At 49.6% G+C, this 17,000-nt stretch carries 16 protein-coding genes; 8 read left to right on the forward strand and 8 right to left on the reverse strand.

Annotated features, from left to right (window positions below):
- Positions 1 to 18 precede the first annotated feature (18 nt).
- A complete protein-coding gene (locus NWAT_RS05190; RefSeq protein ID WP_013220093.1) occupies positions 19 to 1,860 on the reverse strand; it encodes a glycoside hydrolase family 15 protein in 1,842 nt (613 codons plus the stop codon).
- A gap of 294 nt (positions 1,861 to 2,154) precedes the next feature.
- On the opposite strand from NWAT_RS05190, the gene NWAT_RS05195 reads away from it, so the two are divergent.
- The 3 genes from NWAT_RS05195 to NWAT_RS05210 all read left to right on the forward strand — a co-directional run bounded on the left by NWAT_RS05195 (position 2,155) and on the right by NWAT_RS05210 (position 4,061).
- Positions 2,155 to 2,361, forward strand: coding sequence for a hypothetical protein (locus tag NWAT_RS05195; protein ID WP_041350497.1), 207 nt, complete (start codon positions 2,155 to 2,157; stop codon positions 2,359 to 2,361).
- 466 nt (positions 2,362 to 2,827) lie between these two features.
- A complete protein-coding gene (locus NWAT_RS05205) occupies positions 2,828 to 3,175 on the forward strand; it encodes a DUF4398 domain-containing protein (protein WP_232420213.1) in 348 nt (115 codons plus the stop codon).
- 52 nt (positions 3,176 to 3,227) lie between these two features.
- Positions 3,228 to 4,061, forward strand: coding sequence for an OmpA family protein (locus NWAT_RS05210; protein WP_232420214.1), 834 nt, complete (start codon positions 3,228 to 3,230; stop codon positions 4,059 to 4,061).
- Positions 4,062 to 4,160: 99 nt separating this feature from the next.
- Here the strand turns inward: NWAT_RS05210 and hflD are convergent, their stop codons facing one another.
- From hflD to NWAT_RS05240, 6 genes are all read right to left on the reverse strand, one after another.
- Entirely contained in the window at positions 4,161 to 4,802 is a 642-nt protein-coding gene (hflD, locus tag NWAT_RS05215; RefSeq protein WP_013220097.1) for a high frequency lysogenization protein HflD, read from the reverse strand.
- Complete coding sequence (mnmA, locus tag NWAT_RS05220) at positions 4,799 to 5,902, reverse strand: tRNA 2-thiouridine(34) synthase MnmA (protein WP_041350898.1); 1,104 nt, start codon at positions 5,900 to 5,902, stop codon at positions 4,799 to 4,801. Before mnmA ends, hflD begins: the two co-directional genes overlap by 4 nt.
- 381 nt (positions 5,903 to 6,283) lie before the next feature.
- Positions 6,284 to 7,099, reverse strand: a complete 816-nt coding sequence (folE2, locus tag NWAT_RS05225; RefSeq protein WP_013220099.1) for a GTP cyclohydrolase FolE2 — start codon at positions 7,097 to 7,099, stop codon at positions 6,284 to 6,286.
- Positions 7,096 to 7,485 (reverse strand): 6-carboxytetrahydropterin synthase QueD, encoded by a 390-nt coding sequence (queD, locus tag NWAT_RS05230; protein ID WP_013220100.1) that lies wholly within the window; start codon positions 7,483 to 7,485, stop codon positions 7,096 to 7,098. Before queD ends, folE2 begins: the two co-directional genes overlap by 4 nt.
- A gap of 54 nt (positions 7,486 to 7,539) precedes the next feature.
- Positions 7,540 to 8,430 (reverse strand): (2E,6E)-farnesyl diphosphate synthase, encoded by an 891-nt coding sequence (gene ispA, locus NWAT_RS05235; RefSeq protein WP_013220101.1) that lies wholly within the window; start codon positions 8,428 to 8,430, stop codon positions 7,540 to 7,542.
- Position 8,431: 1 nt separating this feature from the next.
- Complete coding sequence (locus NWAT_RS05240) at positions 8,432 to 8,665, reverse strand: exodeoxyribonuclease VII small subunit (protein ID WP_013220102.1); 234 nt, start codon at positions 8,663 to 8,665, stop codon at positions 8,432 to 8,434.
- Between the two features lie 114 nt (positions 8,666 to 8,779).
- On the opposite strand from NWAT_RS05240, the gene ribF reads away from it, so the two are divergent.
- Entirely contained in the window at positions 8,780 to 9,712 is a 933-nt protein-coding gene (gene ribF / locus NWAT_RS05245) for a bifunctional riboflavin kinase/FAD synthetase (protein WP_013220103.1), read from the forward strand.
- Positions 9,713 to 9,946: 234 nt separating this feature from the next.
- Positions 9,947 to 12,511: a DUF7948 domain-containing protein gene (locus tag NWAT_RS17285; RefSeq protein WP_013220104.1), complete on the forward strand. Its 2,565-nt coding sequence runs from the start codon at positions 9,947 to 9,949 to the stop codon at positions 12,509 to 12,511.
- Between the two features lie 6 nt (positions 12,512 to 12,517).
- Here NWAT_RS17285 and NWAT_RS05255 read toward each other — a convergent pair whose 3' ends face one another.
- Positions 12,518 to 13,474 (reverse strand): 2-hydroxyacid dehydrogenase, encoded by a 957-nt coding sequence (locus NWAT_RS05255; RefSeq protein WP_013220105.1) that lies wholly within the window; start codon positions 13,472 to 13,474, stop codon positions 12,518 to 12,520.
- Between the two features lie 533 nt (positions 13,475 to 14,007).
- Between NWAT_RS05255 and NWAT_RS05260 the strand changes: the two genes are divergently transcribed.
- The 3 genes from NWAT_RS05260 (at position 14,008) to egtD (ending at position 16,964) form a co-directional block, all read left to right on the forward strand.
- A complete protein-coding gene (locus tag NWAT_RS05260) occupies positions 14,008 to 14,346 on the forward strand; it encodes a DUF1820 family protein (protein ID WP_013220106.1) in 339 nt (112 codons plus the stop codon).
- A 324-nt stretch (positions 14,347 to 14,670) separates the two neighbouring features.
- Positions 14,671 to 15,984: an ergothioneine biosynthesis protein EgtB gene (gene egtB / locus NWAT_RS05265; RefSeq protein ID WP_013220107.1), complete on the forward strand. Its 1,314-nt coding sequence runs from the start codon at positions 14,671 to 14,673 to the stop codon at positions 15,982 to 15,984.
- On the forward strand, positions 15,981 to 16,964 hold the full coding sequence (gene egtD / locus NWAT_RS05270) for an L-histidine N(alpha)-methyltransferase (protein WP_013220108.1): 984 nt from the start codon (positions 15,981 to 15,983) through the stop codon (positions 16,962 to 16,964). The genes egtB and egtD overlap by 4 nt, the downstream gene beginning before the upstream one ends.
- Positions 16,965 to 17,000: the final 36 nt, after the last annotated feature.

The raw sequence follows: 17,000 nt of genomic DNA on the forward strand, positions 1-17,000 counted from the left end.
CAGTTTTAGGCTAAACGGCTAGCGATCCTTTTCCTCTTCTGCTCTCTGCGTCAGGGCTACCGCCGCGGCGATCAGGGAAAGATGAGTCAGGCCCTGGGGGAAATTGCCCAGCATCTCTTCTCTTTCGGTATCGTATTCTTCTGAATAGAGCCCAAGATCATTGCCGGTAGCTGCCGCCCGCTTAAACACCTCGCGCGCCTCTTCCAGGCGGCCTTGGTAGGCTAGGCACTCCGCCAGCCAAAAGGAGCAGGCCAGAAACACGCCTTCCTTGCCCTTTAAGCCATCATCGTGATTTTCTGCTCTATAGCGGCGCAGTAAACCTTCTTGTTCCAAATTCTTCCATACGGCATTCGTGGTCCTTATCATGCGCTTGTCCTGGTAATCCACAAACCCTACCATAGGCAACAGCAATAAACTTGCATCCATCTCAAAATGGTCAAAGGCTTGGATAAAAATACCCTGCCTGGAATCATAGCCTTTTTCTTCCACTGCCTGGCGGACCGCTTCCCGTTCCTGCTCCCACCATGCTAGCGGCGCGTGATTATCAAGGTCTGCAGCCAGTTTGATCCCGCGGTCCAAGGCTGCCCAGCACATGACCTTGGAGTGGACGAAATGGCGGGGTTCACCGCGCATTTCCCAAAGGCCCTGATCCGGCTTTCTCCAGTGTTCAGCAGCCGCATTCACAAGGCCCACCAGGAATTCCCAATAATCTTCATCTGGAGTTTGTCCTCGCTGGTGCCAGCGCCATGCTAGTTCTAATAATTCTCCATAAACATCCAGCTGGATTTGTGTTTCCGCCGCATTGCCTTGACGCACCGGCTTTGCCCCCCGATACCCCGGCAATTCTTGGATCTCAAATTCGTGCAGCCGCCGTTCTCCCCCCACGCCAAATAAAATCTGGACTTCGTCCGCACATCCGGCTGCGGTGCGCTCAAGAAAACGGCGAAAACCATCCGCTTCCTTGATATATCCCAGATCCGCCAAGGCTCTGACTGTAAAGGTAGAATCCCGGATCCAGGTAAAACGATAATCCCAGTTTCGCTCGCCGCCGGGTGCTTCGGGAAGGGAGGTTGTGGAGGCTGCCGCGATGGCCCCCGTGGGGGCATTGCACAAACCCTTGAGGACTATGGCCGAGCGGTGCGCTTGTTCGGCGTAAGGGCCGCTAAATTGGCCCTGGGAGGACCATGTTTGCCACCATTTGAAAGTCTCTTCTAGGCGCTGGTCCAGCGTTTCAATAGTAGGGATATCGACCCAGCCTTCATCGAGATTTTCCGGGCGCCGGTACAACAGGGAAAGACGTGCTCGTTGCCCCTCGTTAAGGTAGAAAGCGCCCTGAAGATTATGACGGTCCTTCATTTCCAGGGGAAAATCGCTGGAGATAAGCAACCCATCACTGCCTCCGATCACAATATAATAATCACCGGAGCGTTTATCTTGACGCCGCTGGATCCAGGGCTTGATAGCGCCGTAATCAAAGCGTGGCACGATTTCGACGCAGAATTTCACCTGCCCCTTTAGCCCTTCAAGCACTCTGAGTATCTGCCGGTGAGGATGCTGTTTCCCACCTTCTCGCAGCATAAAACAATCTAGGAGCTGGGCTTCCCCCTTGCTCGATCGAAAGGTAGTTTCCAGAATCAGCGTCTGGGGGAGATAACGGCGGGATACTTCATAGGGCTCCGGCGGAGCGATTTGACAGTACCCGCCTTGCTCCCATCCCAGAAGACGGCCAAAACAGCTACGGGAATCCACCCTTGGCATGCAGCACCAGTCGATAGAACCGGATTTCGAGATCAGGGCGGAGGAGTGACAATCGGAAATATAGCCATAATCGCTAATGGCAGGGTAAGCATTTCTATTCATGGTGGCTATGTTATTTCCTAGGCTGCCCCGTGGGGAAGAGACCATAGAGAGTATTTCATAGGCATACCCCAATGATAGAAAGAAAATAGCTAGTTGCTTCCGCTTATTAAAGCTAGCATTAAAAAATTCAATTTATTGTGTTATACGGTCAAAACTTTCTTTTTTGAAAATGGAGCAGAAAGAAACTCCTTATAGTCAATTTCTGAAATATGTTCAAGTTGGCTGGATTCCGCAGATCCTTATCGGGCAGGACATGATGAAGCATTTTTTGAGCCTGAAAAAAACCTGACATCTATGCAAAAAGCAGCGTACCACCCTGAACCTTTTATGGGCTTGAGCAGTTTTATCCGCTACAAGGCGGACACCTTCGGCATAGAAAAGCTCATGAGGGTTGACTTGAAACACACTAGCCAAGGCGGTAGCCGGATCATACTAAAAAAGCTAATGGTCACCAACATTGTTTCCTTTGCAAAGCGTGTGGCCAGCAGCACGCTGATTTAAACGCCTCTTGCAATATTTGGTTGAGAGGCGTCCTGGCAAGGCAAGCTCTTTGCCATGGCGGGGCGCTGCCATGAAGATCTTCAAGCAGGGGGCGTTGGTCCAGGCTTGAGAACCCTGGAGAGCCTGCAGGCTGTCTACTTTAGCTGATAGTTCATGACAAATGCCTCATTTACCGAATGCAGCTTGGTTTTTTTAACTTGTTGTATAGAGATCTTTTTTATGCTTATGCGTATTATACGTGGGGTAACTATGGCGGCGCTCATATGAGATTGAAGTATATTAATCAGCAAATATTTACTAGCAAAAGAGCAGGGGATATTTGCTTTTTATTGACTTGGAGGCTAGGCAGCATAAGCTATGCTTTAGTTGTGTTGCCCTATTTTCGGTAATAACTAGGTAAAGAAATGACTAAGGAGGAGTTATGCCCCCACTACAAACAAGCTTAATAAAGTTATTGGGGATCTCAATGATAGTAGCCGGCTTAGGGGTATTGGGCGGTTGCGCCAGTGTACCGCCACCCCGGGGGGAAATTGCGGAAGCCACATTTGCCGTGGGTGAGGCTCAAGAAGCAGAAGCTCCCCAATATGCGCCAGCAGAGCTACGCAGCGCCCGTAAAAAACTAAAAGCGGCTGAAAGCGCAATGGCTAATGAAAATTATGAGAAAGCACGCCACCTTGCTGAACAAGCCCTTGTCGATGCCCAGTTTGCGGAGGCTAAAGCCCGGGCAGAGATTCAGCGCCAGGGGGTAGAGGAATTGCGCAAGAGCATTGAAATTCTACGCCGCGAGTTAAATAAGCGTAGCGGCAGTTCTTGAATTAGTGGTATAGGGAGGTAAAAGAATGAGAGTCTCTTTTTTCAGGAATAGATTGAACAAGGGCATATTTGTGTTAGGTTTCTCCTTGGCTTTTTTGATTGCCGCATGCGCTCCGCCCATCAAGCCAGCAAAGCTGGAACGTGCTGAAGCCGATGTTGAGCAGGCGCAAGCCGATTCCAGAGTTACTCAATATGCTCCAGTCAGGCTAGATGAAGCCAAGGAAGCCTTACAGCGGGCTCAGGTCGCTTGGGAGGCAGATAAGAACGTCGAAGAAGTAGAACACCTTGCCTATTTGGCGCAGCAGCGTGCCGCCATTGCGGAAATGGCGGCGGCAGACAAAGCCGCTCAGGCTGAAATCAAGAATCTAGGTCAGGAGCGACAGCAAATGCTCATGGACATGCATGAGCTTGAAGCGAGACAGGCTAAAGAACAAGCTAAGATGGCAGAAGTTCGAGCGGACAAGCTTGAAAAAAGGCTTGCTGCGCTTAACGCTGAGAAAACTGAGCGCGGATATGTGCTTACCTTGGGGGATATTTTATTTGAAGTAGATAGTGCCGAACTAACTTCCGGCGGAATGCAAAATTTATTTCGCTTGGTTACTTTTTTGAAGGAATACCCTGATCGACAGGTGGTTATTGAAGGCCATACCGATAGTACCGGCTCGGGGGTTTATAATATGGAGCTTTCCCAGCGGCGTGCTGATGCAGTGTATGAATTTCTTGTGAATAATGGGATTTCACCAGCGCGTATTGCCGCCCATGGCTACGGCAAAGCTTACCCGGTGGCGCCTAATAACACGGCCGCAGGCCGTCAAAAGAATCGCCGGGTAGAAATTGTGATTCTTGACGCTGGGAAAAAGGCTAAAGAGTACCAGCGCCCCGGTTGAGGTATCGCTTACTCGCATTTGCGCATATCCCGCTCCTGGAAGGCAATCGCTTTCCAGGAGCTAGGGAGGAAGTTATCCAATAGGAGATCTGATGAGGTGCTATGCCGCACCTGCTCGAGGTATGCGTTTTAGGAGGGTGTGCGTTTCGTATAGCAGTTGGCGGCCCTGGAACAGTAAATGGAGGCGAGTCCCCCCCATCTGTCGCCAGAGTACCGCTGATCGAATAGCCGCCAGCAGCAGTGCGCGGATTCGCTCAATATTCTCCGGTTGTCGGAGATGGGTTTCTTCACCCCGAATTTGGATTCTTGGCGTCAAGGTGCTGATAGTGCTGACGTAGGTGTCGGCGAGGCGGGCGATAATGCTGGGATCTGCGGGAGAGAGTTCTTCCGTTTGCGGTTCGATGTGTTTAATCTGATCGGCGATCTGTGCCAATATTCTAGGGCGCTTTTTTAGCCGTTGCTCCAGATACATGATATTAGTAAGGTAGCGCAGCAATTCAGGGTCGGTACGGTAAGATTTTCTATTAAGTTGCTGACCCAAGACCTGCAGTCCAACACTGATTCCTTCAATATTGCCGTAGACATCTTCCGCGCTTTTTGGATTCATCTTAAAGACGCTAGCCAAGCTGGTGGCCACCGTATCGATGGGAGCATTGCCCTGGCGCGCGATTTGCTGAACTGAGTTTAGGGCTTGTATGATGCCGGCTAAAGCCAGCGTTCGATTATACCAAACGTTGCTCATGAGTGTATCCCCAGTACGTCCGTAGTAGTAATGGTGCCTCCACCAAGGCATTCATCGTTCTGATAGAAGACGATGGCTTGCCCTGGAGTAGCAGCATATTGTGGTACATCAAAAATGACCTTGATATAACCATTGGTTATTGCTGTAAGGGTGCAATGCTGATCGGCCTGGCGGTAGCGAATTTTAGCGGTACAGGAATAGGGTAAGGATGGGGGATAGCCGGCTACCCAATGCAACTGATTAGCCTCTAGTGCTAGGCTTCTCAGCCAAGGATGATCCCTGCCTTGGGCGACATAAAGGATGTTCTGTGGCAAATTTTTACCCACTACAAACCAGGGCGCACCGTTGCTATTTTTACGGCCGCCAATGCCTAGTCCTCGCCGTTGTCCTAAGGTGTAGTACATAAGCCCATCATGCTGACCGATCCTTTCTTTATTGGGAGTGCACATTTCGCCTGGCTGCGCGGGAAGGTAGCGACTGAGAAACTCCTTGAAACGGCGTTCTCCAATAAAACAGATTCCGGTACTATCTTTTTTGCTGTGGTTAGGAAGCCGGGCTTGTATAGCAATCCGGCGGACTTGTGGTTTTTCCAACTCTCCCAACGGAAACAGCGTATGAGAAAGTTGTTTTTGCCCCAAAGTATACAAGAAATAGCTTTGATCCTTATTTTTATCCCGTCCTTTAAGGAGGCGATAACGTCCTTCCTGTTGGTCAATACGAGCATAATGGCCCGTAGCGATAAGCGTATTGCCGAGCGCTAGCGCATGGTCAAGGAAGGTTTTGAATTTAATTTCCCGGTTACACAGGATATCCGGATTAGGAGTACGGCCCAGGCGGTATTCTTCCAGAAAGTAGCGGAATACGCGATCCCAGTATTCTATTGCGAAATTGGCTTCATGAAAGGAGATCCCCAGCAGGGAAGTTACCGCTTGGGCGTCTTTTTTATCTTGCGCAACAGTGCATTCGGATTCGTCGGCAAAATCTACCCAGTTTTTCATAAAAAGGCCACTTATAGGATAGCCCTGCTGCTGAAGCCGAAGGGCAGCCACTGAGGAGTCGACTCCTCCGGACAGCCCCACAACCACCTTGGGTTTATTCACCTGAGTGCGCGGGGAATAGCGGGAGATGGTGCGGCCTGCTCTCGCTTCTCTGTGTTCGTTTGTGCTATGCATTCACGCTTTGCTTTTGCCTTGATCTCTGTTTTCTCTGCCTACTATGGGAAGGGAGAGCGCTTATTAAAGCCTTTGTCAATATCCATTCCTCGACCCATTATATTAAATTCTTCTTCAAAGCAGAATCTTTCTTCTTTTGATTGGAGGATGAAAAGAGAAAGATATTGATTTTGGTGGGATAATAAAGAGGCCAGCAAGAAAATATGCTTCTTCCCGTTAGGAGGAGGGAGAGTTCTTGAGCAGACAGGAAGATAGAGGAGAGTGGCTTAGAGGCTAAAATGAAAAATTTTTCGCTCATGGCAAATTAAGCTAAGTACTAAGTTGCTTCTCCCGTTCAATCATTGCATAGGCAGAATGATTATGAATGGATTCAAAATTTTCCGACTCCACTCTATAGGCGGAAATACGATCATCTTGGTTAAGACGTGCAGCCACGTCACGCACCATATCTTCTACAAACTTTGGGTTATCGTAAGCACGCTCAGTCACATATTTCTCATCGGGCCGCTTGAGCAGGCCATAAATTTCGCAGGAAGCCTCCTCCTCTACCAAATCAATAATATCTTCAAGCCAAATAAAGCCTTCTATCCGCACAGCGACGGTTACATGGGAGCGTTGATTATGGGCGCCGTAGTCTGAGATTTGCTTGGAGCAGGGGCATAGACTAGTGACGGGAACCACGACTTTAACTGTTATTTGAGGCTTATCTTCCTTGATTTCACCGAGGAAGGTGACTTGATAGTCCATCAAGCTCTGTACCTTCGAAATAGGGGCCTGCTTAGTTACAAAGTAGGGAAACCCCATTTCAATGTGCCCCGACTCGGCTTGAAGGCGGTGGCTCATCTCCCGCAACATCTCCCTAAAGGAGCGCACGGTGATCTCGTGCTCATGCTGATTTAGGATTTCCACGAAGCGGGACATGTGTGTCCCTTTGAAATGGTGGGGTAAGTCCACATACATATTGAAACTCGCTACGGTATGTTGTTCCCCACCGCTGCGGTCGCTGACTCGCACAGGGTGGCGAATATCTTTAATTCCCACCTTGTTGATGGCAATCTGCCGTTTGTCGGTTTTTGCTTGTACGTCTTCGATAGGGTGGTCTACCGCTGGGACAATTGGATTCATGGTGATTGATCCTCTGTATAACGCACGCAGGCACGTTCAGTCTCCCACAAGGTAATAGCGCTTACCCATGCCCGTTCATTATTAAGCTGTTGGCTTAGGCCACGGTAAAAAAAAGCTGCTAAATTTTCAGCGGTGGGATTGATACGGTCAAAGGGGGAGATATCATTTAGGTAACGATGGTCAAGTTGAGCACATAGTTGGCGCGCACTCTTCTTGATGTCTTTAAAGTCCATGACCATACCTTGCTGATCCAATGCTTGGGCAGTGACTTCCACCTCTAGTTTCCAATTGTGTCCGTGCATACGGCGGCACTCCCCAGGATAATCGCGGAGAGTGTGGGCCGAGGAAAAATCGGTAAGGATTTTAAGGGTATATGTGATTGCCATCGTTAACTCTGGATATTGTACTAGGTCATCGTCATGCTGGCAAAGTAGAAGTGATTAATGACGGCGTTTGACGATAAAGTCTGCTAACCATTCCAAATGTTCCGTGGAGGCATCGATTGCCCGTAAGGCTTGGTGAGCATCCTCCAACAAGCTTTGGGCTCTAGCCTTGGCTTGGATTAAGCCGAGCAGCGAGGGATAGGTTGGTTTATCTTGGGCCTTGTCCGAACCTTGAGGCTTACCTAGGGTAGCGGTATCGCTCTCTACATCAAGCACATCGTCCTGGATTTGGAAGGCTAATCCAATACATTGAGCAAAATGGTCAAGTTTTTCTATTGTATCTTGCGTGATAGCTGGCTGACACCAAGCCCCCAATAGGACACTGGCGCGAATCAGCGCCCCGGTTTTTAGCCGGTGCATGGTTTCCATCTCGGAAAGTGTTAGCTGTATGCCTACCGAATCCAGATCAATGGCCTGGCCTCCCGCCATTCCGCGGGAACCCGCTGCTTCTGCCAATAATTTTAGCATATTGATTTGATTCTCGGCCGGAATAGTAGAGGCAGGTTCGGCCAGTATGCGGAAAGCCAATGCTTGGAGCGCATCCCCCGCCAGTAAAGCGGTAGTTTCGCCGAAAGCCTTGTGGCAAGTGGGTTGGCCGCGCCGTAAGTCGTCATTATCCATGCTGGGTAGATCGTCATGGACTAGGGAGTAGGCGTGAATGAGTTCTACCGCGCTTGCAGGAGCATCCAGCGCCGCTTCAGCAACTCCCACGGCCATCCCCGCACTATAGGTTAACAATGGTCGAAGCCGTTTGCCTCCTCCCAAGACCGCGTAACGCATTGCCTCGTGTAACCGTTTTGGTGGCTTGCTCGCCGGGGGGAGCGTTTTTTCCAACGCCTGCTCAACACGAGCCTGTAAGGCGTTGACCCAATCCTCGGTGGATGACATGCTATTCCTCGTTGGGAAAATCGTTTATTTGTTCTTTTTCCTGTTTCTGCTGCAAAATTTGCACTTTTTGTTCAGCATCATGCAGCGTTTCTTGGCAAAGCTGGGACAGTTTGACACCCCGTTCGTATAGACGCAGAGACTCTTCTAAACTTACTTCGCCCTGCTCCATACGTGAGACTAGGGTTTCTAGCTCGGCAAGGGCGGATTCGAAATCAAGTTTATTACGCTTCGGCATTACTTAAGAAAGGCTTGTGAGGAAAACCTGCTAACCTAACGTAGGCTGGTTCAGGGGTCAACTAAATGGTAACTCCTATTCTATCCTGCTTAGACCTAATTGCGGACAGAGGCTATGAGCAAGCTCATTAGAGGTTTATACAACTTGCAATCCTGCCAACAAAGCGGTGTTGCCACTATTGGTAACTTTGATGGGCTTCATTTGGGGCATCAGGCGGTACTGCGTCAATTGGCCGCCAAAGCCGCGGAACTTCAACAGCCATCGCTGCTTATTACTTTTGAACCGTCTCCTAGTGAATTTCTTGCCCCTGCAAAGGCGCCGGCAAGGTTGACTCAATTTCGGGAAAAGTTTGAAATCCTCCGTGCTCAACCAGTAGATTGGATGCTTTGTCTGCGCTTCAACTCGCTCCTTGCACGCATGGAAGCCACTGACTTTATCCGTATAGTGCTGGTAGAAAAATTAAACCTCCGTTATCTCGTTGCAGGGAAGGATTTTTGTTTCGGGCGGGATCGCCGCGGTAATTTGACGTTGTTGCAAAGGGCGGGCAAATATTATGGTTTTGAAGTCGCTCCCATGCCCGCTCTCTGCCTGGAGAAAGCACGGATCAGTAGTACGCGCGTCCGCCAAGCACTAGCCCAGGGCAATTTAAGCAGGGCGGAGCAACTCCTCGGACGGCCCTATCGTATGAGCGGGCGCGTCATTCAAGGTGACAAACGAGGCCGGACGCTGGGGTTCCCTACGGCGAATATTGCCTTACGGCGCCACCGGACACCGCTTACGGGTGTTTTTGCGGTGGAGGTTTATGGGCTAGACTATAAACCGTTGCCGGGAGTTGCTAATGTGGGTGTGCGGCCTACCATTGGTGGCCATCGTGCCCTCCTAGAAGTCCATCTGTTGGATTTTGAGAGGGATATTTATGGTTGTTACCTTCAGGTGGATTTCCTGCGCCAATTGCGCCCAGAAAAACGCTTTGAATCTCTCGCTGCCTTGGGCCAGCAAATTGAGAGAGATTGCAATAGGGCGCGAAAATTCTTTACCTCTCGCTAGAGTTCTTTAATTTTCTCATTGCTAAGAGCGGCGTTCTACCGGCGGTAGGCCATGGGCGGCGAGGGTGATGGTGATATCCGGCTGAGGGTTATGCACGCTAACTCGTGGCCAGCCCGAAGCACCCGTTGAAGCGCGAATTCTCCAGGCGGATGAGATTTTGTAAGAACAAAATTGAAATCATTCATAGCGAAATTCCAAATCTATTTTATATGACTTTGGGAAACGGATAAGTATATGGATGCTCAAGAAGAAGATTTCAGTTTATTTGAAATCGTCCTCTTAATGAAGGAAGCCTTAATTACGGCAGTGGTGATAGTCTGGCTCGGTAGCGCTACCGCTGCCCCCTTGGACGATTCGCCAGCCAGCGGTCTTGTTGATGAGCGGCCAGCAGAGAATATACCATCTGCCTTAACGCAAGCTAGCATCGCCAGCACCTACGGCCAAATGCCCCTGAGTTTTGAGCTTAACCAAGGGCAAACTGATTCCGCAGTTAAATTTTTTGCCCGGGGTGCTGGCTACCAGCTCTTTTTAACCGCTACCGAAGCGGTGCTGGCTTTGCAACAGCTTGCTGGAGAATCTGTGCATAAAAGTGTCAAAAACCCCAACAGTGTGTTCCTGCGTATGCAGCTCCTGGAAGCTAATGCCATGCCGCAGGTCTCTAGTTTGGAAATGTTGCCTGGTAAAGTCAACTATTTCCGGGGAAAAGATCAAACTCAATGGCGCACCGGTATCCCCACCTACGCCAAAGTGAAATATGAGTCAGTGTATCCAGGGATCGATCTGGTCTATTACGGCAATCCGCGGCAACTGGAATATGATTTTATTGTTGCTCCTGGCGCCGATCCCAAAACTATCCGGCTGGCTTTCCAGGGAGCCGACAAGCTGGAAGTCAATGCCCAGGGGGATTTGGTGATAGAGACGACAGGGGGTCCGGTACGGTTCAAAAAGCCGCTTATTTATCAAGCGATCGGCGGAAATCGTCAGAAAGTGGCCGGTCGCTATGTGCTTGGGGAAAGCCACCAGGTAAAGTTTGAGGTAGCAGCCTATGATACCGACAAGCCCCTGATTATCGACCCGGTGTTGAGCTATTCCACTTATTTGGGAGGTAAGGAATTGGTGGATATAGGCAGTAGTATCGCCGCGGATGCGGAAGGCCATGCCTATGTGACTGGCTGGACCAGCTCGGTAAGTTTTCCTGTTTTAAACGCTGCTCAGCCCCAACCTAGCCATGCTAATAACGGTTCTAGTGATGCCTTTATTGCCAAACTTAGCTCCGATAGTCATCTTGTTTATGTCACTTATCTTGGCGGCTGCTGTGATGAACGGGGCCGAGGCATCGCGGTGGATCTTGAGGGGAATGCTTATATCACGGGATGGACTTCTTCCTTTGATTTTCCCACTTTTAACCCCTTGCAGCCCAATTGTTTCCTTGATCAGCAGTTTGGCGCCTGCCTTGCAGCTTTTGTTACTAAATTAGGCGCCGACGGCGCCATGGTTTATTCGACTTTTCTTGGCGGCGATGGCAACGATGATGCTAGAGATATTGCCGTGGATACCAAGGGCCAGGCTTATATAACGGGAACGACTGCTTCGACTAATTTTCCTCTGGTCAACGGGTTGCAAACGGCTTTACGAAACTTTGATGTCTTCGTGACCAAGCTGAATGCGGAGGGATCGCGTATTTTGTACTCCACCTATCTGGGTGGTTCCGATATAGCAGGGTCATCTCGTGAACCGTTTTTTAGCTCTGAGGGGGTCGGGGGTATTGCTGTGGATGGCGAGGAGAATGCTTATGTAACCGGATGGACCAATGCCATCGACTTTCCCCTAATAAATGGTTTTCAGGGAACTACCGCCAGCTCTAGGGATGCCTTTATGGCTAAAATCGACACCACCGTTGCTGGTGCGGCATCCCTTGTGTATTCGACTTTGCTCGGTGGCGCTGCAGGTGCCGATTACGCAATTGGGATCGCCGTGGATGCGGTGGGCCAAGCGTATATTCTTGGACAAACCTTGGCCCATGATTTTCCTACCAAAAATGCCCTGCAGCCTGATTTCGCTGGCGGAGGCACGCTTCTTTTCCCTAATTTCCCTAGCGATGCCTTCGTAGCTAAGATCGATCCTTCCCGAGTAGGGGAGGACTCCCTTGTTTATGCCACTTATTTAGGGGGAAGCGAAAGCGAAGGTGTTTTCCCGAGTTTTAAGCTCGGTGACATTGCCGTGAACAGATGGGGCCAGGCTTATATAACTGGAAGCACCATGTCGCTTGACTTTCCCACCATTCATCCCTTGCAGGCCAGTTGCGCCTTGCGCTCCGATGGGTTTTGCCGGGATAGCTTTGTCTCGAAATTGAGCGCTGATGGCTCTGCTTTGCTGTTTTCTACTTATTGGGGCGGTAGTAGTGCCGATTTCGGTACTGGCATTGCTCTGAGCGGTGAGGGCGGGATCTATATCACTGGGGTTACCCGCTCCTCGGATTTTCCCATCCTTAATCCTTTGCAACCAGCCTTAGCGGGTTCAATGGATGTTTTTGTCACTAAAATCCTTGATACTCGGCTTCTCGATTGCCCTGCGGGGGTTTTTAGCCCTATTATTGGGAGCAATTTTTATGGGGCAATCTTTGCCGATGGCGGTAGTATACTGACTGGCAATCCTTTGACTCTGATCTTAAATAGCTTGAAGTCCGACACCACTTTTGGTCCTCTGACAGCAATATTAGGCGATTTATTTCCCTGTCCGTTAAGTGGCGTAAAGGTAGGGAGGAAAGTATCGAATAGGTTGTCAAAAGCCGAAAATTAACGCTTACTAGCTGACTAAATTACAGGGTTTGCCAGCGAGAAAACCGCGAATATTTTTGGCGACTTGGGTAAGGAGGTACTGGCGTGCCTCGCGGCTGTTCCAGGCTACGTGGGGGGTGAGAATCAAATTGGGAATATCTGGCGCTAATAAGGGATTGCCGTGCCGGGGAGGTTCTTGGCTCAATACATCTACTCCTGCACCCCCGAGCTGCCCCTTGCGCAGGGCATCGGCGAGCGCCTGCTCGTCTACGATCCCGCCACGGGCAGCGTTAATGAGCAGTGCATCGGAGCGCATTGAAGCCAATTCGTCCGGGCCGATTAAACCCGTTGTTTCCGGAGTTAGGGGGCAATGGAGACTAAGGATATCCACCAGGGGAAGCAGGTCTTTGAGGGGGATACGACCTGGCCTATTAGAGGTATTCGGTCGTTGTGCTATAAGTACAGTCATCCCAAATGCCTTAGCGATTTGGGCGACCGCCTGGCCTAGCTCACCATAACCTATAATCCCGAAGGTTTTTCCTACAAGTTCCCGGCACGGAAAGTCCGGTACCGTAAAATGAGGACTATGCTGCCAAGCACCTGTGGTTGCTGCGTGACTAGTGGCGGCGAGGCGCCGGGTAAGCGCTAAAATTAATGCGAAAACATGTTCCACTACAGAGGCAGTACAGTAGCCTCGGACATTGCAGACAGCAATTCCTAGGCGGCGGGCCGTCTCCAAGTCTACATTGTTGGTTCCCGTTGCAGCGATGCAAACCAATTGTAAATGAGGGGCTTGCTTTAAGATTGAACCAGTCAGGGCAATTTTGTTAGTAACAGCAATGGTAGCTTGCCGGATACGATCAATGATTTCGCTCGTAGTGGCACTGGTCCCATAGTATTTCCACTGCGGGATAATCGCTTCTAGGGGCGAAAAGTCAAGGTCGGCCGGGTGGAGCGTATCTTGATCAAGGAATACGCCTTGCATATACTTTTCGTATACCTCTATTTCAATAATGAAATTATCATTGTTATATCGACTTTCTTAGCTGAATATTGAAAAAATCGTACTTATTTGTCGAGCAATTATTTTCATGGTAATGGTGAGTATAGGTGATTAAGAGGGGGGCAGTTGGTAGGTGGAGTTGCGAAATCAGCCCCAAAATCATCTTCTGGATACCTTATCATAAATCTGCCGTGTATGTCCTCGACAACTAAAATAATAGCATTTGGTACTGTCAGTATTATAGATTTGTAACCATTGAAGGAATACACAGATATATTCCGATTCCCTCGCGTTCTCGCTAGGCTTGCTTGTTGCAGGCTGGTAGCATCGGTGTGTGGACGGTGCGAAAAAGCCTATCTTTTCAGAAATTATTCTGGGCATTTATGAGTGGTAACATCTGCGATATTTCGCAAATATGTTTGGTTTGTAGTAATGTCGCCAAAAAACGTAACGCGCAAAAACCTACGTGAGCGCAGATATTAAAATGCCATTTAAATTTGGGGATATTGCGATTAGTGGCTAAAAAAAGAGTTTATAAAATCAAATTTATTAGTCAAGGTAAGCTTTACGAGCTTTTTGCCCGAGAGGTGGGGCAAAGCACCATGTACGGTTTTGTTGAGCTTGGCGAAATCATCTTTGGCGAAAAATCGGCGGTGCTTGTTGATCCTTCCGAGGAGCAATTGAAAGCGGAGTTCGTTGGAGTAAAACGAACTTATATTCCTCTTCATACTATCTTGCGTATTGATGAAGTGGACAAAGAGGGAATCAATAAAATTACCGAAGCCACGAATGCCGATAGTAATGTAGCTTTCTTTCCTTCGTCTCTGCATACGCCAGGGAAAGATAAAAAATGATGAGTATTTAATCTCCAGACGTTGTTGCAGTTTTTTATAGTAGTGTAGTTCTATGCGGAGATCCTTGGAAGCTTTCTGGGTGGCTGCTATTTTTGCCAGTAAGTAGCCGAGTTTTTTTCAGACTTGATGACGCCGCCCCCCTTCATTTTCATTTTAATATTTGGTAGGTAGCGCGTAAGGACCCAGGCACTAGCCGGGCAGGTAAGTAGTAGATAGCGGCTAGCTTCCAATAGGGGTAAGGTGAGGCGGTTTTGCGGCTTGGGACACCATAGACTACACTCTCCTATTCATAAGTCAGTGGGATGATAGCCTGGGAGAAAAACGATGATACCGAGCCAGGATGCAGTGGAGCTAAAAGAAATAGTACCGGATACTAGAGAGGAAGGGTTTATTCTTATGGGGCGTTACCGCCAGGTACGCCAACTCAGTGAGACGTTATGCCAGCCTTTGGTGGACGAGGACTATGTAATTCAGACTATGCCGGATGTCAGTCCACCCAAATGGCATTTAGCCCATAGCAGTTGGTTTTTTGAAAACTTTATTTTGATCCCAAATCTCAAGGGTTATCAATTTTTCCATCCGGCCTATGGTTATTTATTCAACTCTTACTATGAGACCGTAGGTCAGTTTTGGCCTCGCCTGCAACGGGGGCTATTATCCCGTCCCACGGTAGCCGAGGTCTATGCCTATCGCCACCATGTGGACAAGAACATGGAGCGCCTGGCAGAGAATTTGGAAGCGGAAAAGTGGCCGGCCGTTGCTCCCTTAATAGAATTAGGCCTTAATCATGAGCAGCAGCACCAAGAACTGCTCTTGACTGATCTTAAACATATCTTTGCCACCAACCCTCTCCGTCCCGTCTACCAGGAGTTGGCTACCCCGCAACTCAAGGAAGCAGGGAAGAATAGCAGCCTCGAATGGTATGACTACAAGGGTGGACTGCATGCCTTGGGATATTCCGGGGAAGGTTTTGCCTACGACAATGAAAGTCCGAATCACCTTGTTTACTTGCGCGATTTTCGCCTAGCTTCGCGCCTCGTGACCAATGGGGAATACTTAGCCTTTATGGCGGCAGGAGGATATCGAGAACCCCGCTACTGGCTCTCTGAGGGTTGGTATACGGTGCGGCAAGAAGGCTGGCAAGCGCCATTGTATTGGGAGCAGCAGGATGAAAGTTGGTGGCACATGACTCTCCATGGGATGCAACCTATTCAGAAAGAGGTTCCTGTATGCCATCTGAGCTATTATGAAGCCGACGCCTATGCCCGCTGGGCAGGTTATCGATTACCTACGGAGGCTGAATGGGAAATTGGGGCGCGAGCACTGCCATGCCGGGGGAATTTTTTGGAGTCAGGGGTCTTACAGCCCTTACCCGCGCCTCCAGCAGATCATACCCCGGTTCAAATGTTTGGGGATGTTTGGGAGTGGACTGGGAGTCCCTATGCACCCTATCCTGGTTATCGGCCTACCGAGGGAGCTATTGGTGAATACAATGGAAAATTTATGTGCAATCAAATGGTTTTACGAGGTGGCTCCTGCATCAGCTCATCTGAGCATTTGCGCGCCTCCTATCGCAATTTTTTTCCTCCCCAAGCCCGCTGGCAATTTACGGGCCTTCGACTAGCGGATGATGTATGAATTCAGTCCTCTCTAGCCAGAAGCAGAAGCGGGGTGAACCTGCTTTCCATGATTATCGGCCGGCGCAAGCGCGGTTTCGGGAAGATGTTCTCTCTGGATTAGCTCAAAGCCAGCGCCGGATTCCCCCTAAGTATTTTTACGATGAAAAGGGCTCCCGCCTCTTTGATGCTATCTGCCGATTGCCCGAGTATTATCCTACCCGCACTGAAATCCGGTTACTTAAGCACTATGGGGCGGAAATGGCGGAATATGTAGGCGAGGGCAGCGTGCTGGTAGAGTTTGGCAGCGGGAGTAGTCTTAAGATCCGCGTCCTTCTCGATGCCTTGGAGCCAGCAGCCTATTTGCCCATTGATATTTCCCGTGAGCACCTTTTTCAGTCCGCTAAGCAGTTGGCCGGGGACTATCCCGGGGTGGCTATCCATGCTGTCTGCGCGGATTATAGCCAGCCCTTGGGTTTGCCCGGGGGGTTTGCTGAAAAGCCTAAAGCAGGATTTTTTCCAGGCTCAAGTATCGGCAACTTCGAGCCTGAAGAAGCCCGCCAATTTCTGACGCGGATAGCAGCCCTGCTAGGGCCGGGGAGTGGTTTGCTCATCGGTGTGGATTTAAAGAAAGAGGCCGCCCTACTCAATGCCGCCTATAATGATAACCAAGGTATTACGGCGGCTTTTAATTTAAACCTATTGCAGCGCATTAACCGGGAGCTGGAAGGAAATTTTGATCTAGCCGGCTTTGAGCATCACGCTCTTTATAATTCGACTAAGGGGCGGGTGGAAATGCACTTGGTTAGCCTTAAAGACCAAGCAGTAACGGTGAGTAATCAAACCTTCCAATTCCAGGCGGGAGAAACGCTCCATACGGAGAATTCCTATAAATACAATATTGAAGAATTTCAGCAATTGGCAAGTTCGGCAGGGTTCCAGTCACAGCGGGTTTGGACTGATCGGGAGAATTTGTTCAGTGTCCATTATCTGAGTCTTTAGGCTGGCTAACCTCCAGGACCCTTATAAAACGTTGCA

The organism is Nitrosococcus watsonii C-113 (genome assembly GCF_000143085.1).
GTDB classification, from domain to species: Bacteria; Pseudomonadota; Gammaproteobacteria; order Nitrosococcales; family Nitrosococcaceae; genus Nitrosococcus; species Nitrosococcus watsonii.

What these genes read in the sequence shown, in the direction of transcription:
- NWAT_RS05190 (WP_013220093.1), bottom strand. Translation starts at nt 1,860, where the DNA reads ATGAATAGAAATGCTTACCCTGCCATTAGCGATTATGGCTATATTTCC.
- folE2 (WP_013220099.1), bottom strand. Translation starts at nt 7,099, where the DNA reads ATGAATCCAATTGTCCCAGCGGTAGACCACCCTATCGAAGACGTACAA.
- NWAT_RS05195 (WP_041350497.1), top strand. Translation starts at nt 2,155, where the DNA reads ATGCAAAAAGCAGCGTACCACCCTGAACCTTTTATGGGCTTGAGCAGT.
- queD (WP_013220100.1), bottom strand. Translation starts at nt 7,485, where the DNA reads ATGGCAATCACATATACCCTTAAAATCCTTACCGATTTTTCCTCGGCC.
- egtB (WP_013220107.1), top strand. Translation starts at nt 14,671, where the DNA reads ATGATACCGAGCCAGGATGCAGTGGAGCTAAAAGAAATAGTACCGGAT.
- NWAT_RS17285 (WP_013220104.1), top strand. Translation starts at nt 9,947, where the DNA reads ATGGATGCTCAAGAAGAAGATTTCAGTTTATTTGAAATCGTCCTCTTA.
- NWAT_RS05240 (WP_013220102.1), bottom strand. Translation starts at nt 8,665, where the DNA reads ATGCCGAAGCGTAATAAACTTGATTTCGAATCCGCCCTTGCCGAGCTA.
- egtD (WP_013220108.1), top strand. Translation starts at nt 15,981, where the DNA reads ATGAATTCAGTCCTCTCTAGCCAGAAGCAGAAGCGGGGTGAACCTGCT.
- ispA (WP_013220101.1), bottom strand. Translation starts at nt 8,430, where the DNA reads ATGTCATCCACCGAGGATTGGGTCAACGCCTTACAGGCTCGTGTTGAG.
- ribF (WP_013220103.1), top strand. Translation starts at nt 8,780, where the DNA reads ATGAGCAAGCTCATTAGAGGTTTATACAACTTGCAATCCTGCCAACAA.
- NWAT_RS05255 (WP_013220105.1), bottom strand. Translation starts at nt 13,474, where the DNA reads ATGCAAGGCGTATTCCTTGATCAAGATACGCTCCACCCGGCCGACCTT.
- hflD (WP_013220097.1), bottom strand. Translation starts at nt 4,802, where the DNA reads ATGAGCAACGTTTGGTATAATCGAACGCTGGCTTTAGCCGGCATCATA.
- NWAT_RS05205 (WP_232420213.1), top strand. Translation starts at nt 2,828, where the DNA reads ATGATAGTAGCCGGCTTAGGGGTATTGGGCGGTTGCGCCAGTGTACCG.